Source organism: Paraburkholderia sp. JHI2823 (assembly GCF_038900695.1).
GTDB lineage: Bacteria > Pseudomonadota > Gammaproteobacteria > Burkholderiales > Burkholderiaceae > Paraburkholderia > Paraburkholderia mimosarum.
In genome coordinates this window covers 1-4,520 of record NZ_JAYMRY010000101.1, presented here as the reverse complement: position 1 = coordinate 4,520, position 4,520 = coordinate 1, and the positions used below count along the sequence as shown (strand labels likewise).

Annotated in this window: 2 protein-coding genes and 2 pseudogenes; all 4 read right to left on the bottom strand. The window is 59.8% G+C overall.

The window, feature by feature from the left end; translation table 11 throughout:
- Positions 1 to 191: pseudogene (locus tag VSR34_RS37455) on the bottom strand (IS110 family transposase); the annotation flags it as partial.
- Between the two features lie 193 nt (positions 192 to 384).
- Positions 385 to 3,255, bottom strand: a complete 2,871-nt coding sequence (locus VSR34_RS37450; RefSeq protein ID WP_342965120.1) for an insulinase family protein — start codon at positions 3,253 to 3,255, stop codon at positions 385 to 387.
- A gap of 429 nt (positions 3,256 to 3,684) precedes the next feature.
- On the bottom strand, positions 3,685 to 4,116 hold the full coding sequence (locus tag VSR34_RS37445; RefSeq protein WP_342965119.1) for a hypothetical protein: 432 nt from the start codon (positions 4,114 to 4,116) through the stop codon (positions 3,685 to 3,687).
- 134 nt (positions 4,117 to 4,250) lie between these two features.
- Positions 4,251 to 4,520 (bottom strand): annotated as a pseudogene (locus VSR34_RS37440) (hypothetical protein); the annotation flags it as partial.

Here is a 4,520-nt window from a genome sequence, read left to right as displayed (position 1 = left end):
ACAAGCCAGTACCAGTTGTACGTTGCTTCAATGACCACTCCCACCAGATCTTCGCGGTGCGGCGCCAGCGCCGCCCGGATCTGGACAGGATCGTTCGGTAACCGTCGCTGGTAGAGAACCCGGTCAGCGTCATCGCTGACGACGACGACACTGTTGTTCGAGTGCAGGTCGATTCCACTAAACTTGTTCATGCCGGCCTCCTGTGCGTCACGTCGGTGTTCCCACCCTGACTGTACGCCCGCCGTTCGAGTCGAACGGCGGGAGGCCGGCTATATGATTATCAAAACCCCGATGGTGCCAAAGTGGACACAGTAGGCCCCACCAAACGAGTGGTGGAGACTACTTTGTCACCTGAGATAGCGACAGCTGCGAGACGGACTTGAATCAATTTACAAGGTCAGCTACCTCGATCACAGACATTCCGCAGAGATCCTGGTTTGCATTTCCCACAGCGGCGGCACGGCTAGCCGCTTGCGGGGGTAGCCAGCGAGCGAGCGCCTCCTTGACTTGCATCAAAGTGCAGGCGAGCACTTGTTGGCGGAAGGCTCGGCGCATCTCCTGCGTCACACCGCGACGCTCCGAACGATCGGCGGCACTGGCGAGAGCATATGGTGCCCGAGGTTTGTCGAGTTGCTTGATGACTGAGATGATGGCTTCGTCGAGGGTCTGTTGGCTAAAGCTTGCGTCCTGGATCTCGCGCACCGAGCCCGCGAAATCCGCGTAGGTGCCCGCCAGCCGGGGATCGCGAAACGAACTCATCGTAAAAAGGCCATCCGCCGCGCTATATCTGGCCCAGCCGCCGTAGGCTCCCCCCTCTTCGCGCAGCTTGCGGTGCAGCGCAAGATGGGTCAGGAGCTCGGCGGCAACGGCGAGAGGCGCAGCATCGGGATGCTCGGCACTAGGCGCGGCCCATGCAATGTGGCAATGGTTCACCTGGCTTGCCACACGTAAGGCCACGTTGGCGACTTCATGAGCACGCGAGATCGCGTCAGATGCACCCGGTCTGGCCGCCCGAGAGGGGCGCAGGTCCAATGCCTTCGAGGCCTCGAGCGACGATCCGTTCAGGCCGACCCAAATGACGCGATTGGGCACCTCCCGCAACAGCTGGTGAATGCGCTTCAGGTGGTCGGCGATAGCTTGAACGCCCTCCGGCGACTCCAGCATCTTGCCTAGCGCGGCGACGAATGGCAGAGAGGCTAGGCCGTGCACGCGGTGGGCAAATTGTCGACGAATCGAGTAGGGCGCGGCCGCGGCCAGCGAAGCGTACTGGCCGGCCGCCGCTGCTAAGCCGTTGACTTTACGGGCGACGCGCGCTTTGGTCAAAAACGAGATGCGGTCGAGTTCATCGAATCGCGGCACCAAGGTCCACGCCGCGATGGCGGAGGTGATTCCGGCTTCGTCCTCAGTCAGCGCGGAGGCATGAACGTTCAGTTGCGGCGTCAGGCTCGTGCAACCGGCCTCCACCAAGGCGTCCAGCGTCATTGATAACGAGGACACCTGACGCCGGCGCCATCGACCCGCTTCTTCAAATCCCAAACTACCAGTCCCGAGGTCCGGCACGATGTCGGCGTACAGGGATAGCCAAGGCCAATCGTCCTTCGGGGCCGTGCTCAGATCGAAAAGCGTGGTCGCATAGGTGATGCCGTTGGTGGCGGCACCGACGACGCTAATCGAGCTATGCTGATGTTGAATCTCTGGGAACGCGATGGGCTCATGCCTGAGTTCGCTCGGCTGAACGCAAGGCAGTACATCGGTGTTGCTTCGAGCCTTGCGGTGTTCAGCCAGAGCGGCCTCCTCGGCGCCGATCTGGCGGCGCTCGTCGTCGCTCAGTTCGCGCTCCTTCAGCGCAAGCGCCTTGGCTTCCTGCGCCTCGCGCAGAGTCGCGAAGTCGGCATCTGCAATCACGTGCGTGGCCAGAAGATTCGGGTGATTGATTAGCTCACGGACGGCACGCGTGAAGAAGGCTGGGGCCTCAATCTCTTTCTCGAGTTGCTGAAGCACGGGTTCGATATCGAATGCCGCTGCGACATCGCCTCCATTCATCAGCACGGGTACGGCGTCAAGCAACCGGCGCAGTGCGTCCGGGATGGTGCCCCCCTGAATCTCGCGCTGTGCAAAGCGCATGTCGCGCAGTGCGGTTTTGAGGACATCCACCGGAACGCCGTCAGTTGCGGCGTCCTCGAGGGCTTGCTCGATACAGCTCTTTGCTCGCTCCACCTGTGTCTCGGTCAATCCTTCCATGCCAATATGCAGCACAAGCTGGCGCAGGCCGCTGTCGACGAAGTTCATCTGGCTTGGTCGGCCAAAGCCGGCCGATTGCATGGCCTTCATCACCGGCGCGGAGGCGTCGCCAAGCAAGCCGTGGCTCACTAGCCGAAGTCGTGCAGTGGCTAGCGGGTCGGCGGATTCGCCGAAGCGCCAGGTGAGCTGCAAGCCATGTTCGTCAGGGCGCGCTTTAGCCGACGGTACTCTGACCTGAGCGCGGCGCGGTGCTATCCAGTCAGCAGCCCGCTCTGGCCGGCGCGCCGGGCACCGTCCCGTGCGGCGTGAGAGCACGCGCTCAACGAGCTTGGCCTGAATCTCCTTTGCCTCGATTCGACCAGCGCTCATGAACATCGCCTGCGAAGGGTGGTAGTGGCTGGCGTGGAACTCCAGCAGCATTTCGTGTGAAAGCTCCGGAATGACGAGCGGGTCGCCACCGGAGTTCTCGGCGTAGGACGTTCCGGGGAACAGAGCCTTGTTGAGGCCGGAGTACAGGATGCTCAGCGGATTGCCAAACGCGCCCTTCATCTCGTTGAGCACTACACCTTGACGGACCAGGCGATCGTCCTTGAAGGAATGGCGCCAGCCCTCCTGACGGAAGCTAAGGTAATCGAGCTTGGGGAAGAAAGTCGCGTCAAGATAGACGTCGAGCAGATTGAAGAAGTCGGTGCGATCGGTACTCGCGAACGGATAGACCGTGCGGTCGGGGTACGTCATCGCATTCATGAAAGTCGCCGTTGAGCGCCGCAGCATTGCGAAAAACGGGTCCGCCACCGGGAAACGCTCCGAGCCGCACAGTGCGAGATGCTCGAGGATATGGGCACGCCCGTCGCTAGCTTGCGGAACCGTCGGAAAGCCCACCAGGAAAGCGAACTCTTCCTGGTCGCTGGCCAAATGTACATGCCGTGCTCCGGATGCGGGGTCTAGGTATTGCTCGAGCTGCGCGCGTAGATCCAGGATGGGGTGACTGGAGATGTGTTCGAAGGAGGTCATCGTGATTCAGTGTCGGGTTGGCTGTTCGACGAGGTGCGGCTAAGCGCAGCGGCGCGTGGCCTTGCCCGATTCGAGGTCGCAAGGACTCTGAGGTCGGACGGGATTGGCGGAGGCCAACGGGTTTTGATTCGCAAAGCCCAGATGAACGATGGCGGTAGGGTACTCTCTCCCGTCCAGGCGTTCTACTCGCTCTATGCATAAACACTCCTCTATATTTCGGCGTCTTCGTCGGTCAGCTTCCTTATTGCGACACCGCCAGAGGAACCTGGATAAGCCTCTTCCAGGCGGCCACAATTTCGAGCGATTGGCTTTGGATGTGTTTGACCTCAACGGAACGGCATCCATTCTGGCTCGGGCTGAGCGGGCAGTGGATTGGTTGTACGACTCCGAGGGCGACTCGAAGACAAAACCACGGGGAACTCATCACCGCTACTTCGTGCCTGCACTGCAGCAATAGGCGAGCAGAAATGTAGGAGTCCCGGGCGTCTCTGCCACGATGTTGCGGATGTCCTTGTTGAGCTTGGCCATTGCAGCTGACACATAGTCGGGAGCCGGCAGTTTGTTTGTATTGAAGTCGTGGACAGCCACAGCAATGGCCTTGTTGTCTGCCGTCACGGGATGGGCGAGAGCCCGATCTTCTTCCGCAAACCTTTGCTCGCGCGTTGCGACAGCACCGACTTGTCCCACGCCGCAATAGCCGTGGGTGCCCGACATTACGTGAATCGTATGGCTGTCGCCCTTTAGCCCTGCAGCGATCTTCTCAAGAGCCGCTGCGACGTCCCTTACGCTACATTCCCCATGGAACCCCCAAATCTGCACAGTACCAAGGTTGTCGTTGGTAATTTTTACGAGTTCTGCCATATCCATTTCCGAAGGAGAAAGAGGAAACGCGTCGTGATGCACGGCGTACGAAGGTGTCCAACCATTCTTGAGAAGTCAGTAGCTCAACGGCCACACGAGATCCTAGTGATTTAAGAGGTGCCATCCATTACCAATCAATCTCTCAACCTTTGCGAGTCCAATTGGTTAGCGCGCACCGTGCGGTACATTTTGCTGCGTGGACAAGAGAGAAACAAGACAATTAACATCAAGATAATTGATATGCAGTTCAGTCCGAGCGAACCGTGGCGCAGCAGTTTGCCGTACTGCCTTTCGATCAGTTGCGCGACCGATTCGCGGGTCCACAGGTAGAACGGCATCGACAGTTGATCCGGCATCCGCTCGATGATCAGCTTGCGGATTTTTACGGCTTGCCGATGAGTCAG

Bases quoted from the DNA above. Each gene is read 5' to 3' on its own strand.
- VSR34_RS37445 (WP_342965119.1), bottom strand. From the start codon at position 4,116: ATGGCAGAACTCGTAAAAATTACCAACGACAACCTTGGTACTGTGCAG.
- VSR34_RS37450 (WP_342965120.1), bottom strand. From the start codon at position 3,255: ATGACCTCCTTCGAACACATCTCCAGTCACCCCATCCTGGATCTACGC.